This window comes from Mesorhizobium sp. M00.F.Ca.ET.216.01.1.1 (genome assembly GCF_004010325.2).
In the GTDB taxonomy this organism is placed as follows: Bacteria; Pseudomonadota; Alphaproteobacteria; order Rhizobiales; family Rhizobiaceae; genus Mesorhizobium.
In genome coordinates, this window is the sequence record NZ_SADR02000207.1 from 1 (window position 1) to 360 (window position 360).

Here is a 360-nt window from a genome sequence, read left to right on the forward strand (position 1 = left end):
CTCGTCGAGCGTTACCTTGCCCGAGGCATCGGCGCAGACCTTGAACACGATCGCGCCGCCCGCGCCGGCCCGGCCCACCACCTCGCCGCCCTCCACGCTCAGCACCACCGCCTGGCCGGTCGCCGTATCGACCAATCCGGTCGAGCCGGCGTTGAAGCCCAGCGCATAGGTCACCGCACCGGCATCCGCCACGCCATTGTGGTCGGCGTCCAGCGGACCATCGGCGCCGAAGTTCGGCGTGAAGGCTCCGGCGAAGCTCGCCGTCGCATTGGTGGCCAAGGTCGTCTCGTCGACCGTCAGTGACACGCTCGTTCCGCTCGCCACGATCGAGGGCGCGTCGTCGTGGAAGTTGAGCGAGGT

At 69.4% G+C, this 360-nt stretch carries 1 protein-coding gene; it reads right to left on the reverse strand.

Annotated elements, in window-relative coordinates; genetic code table 11:
* Positions 1-360: DUF5801 repeats-in-toxin domain-containing protein (locus EN859_RS35760; RefSeq protein WP_210237760.1), on the reverse strand; the 360-nt coding region annotated here is incomplete at both ends.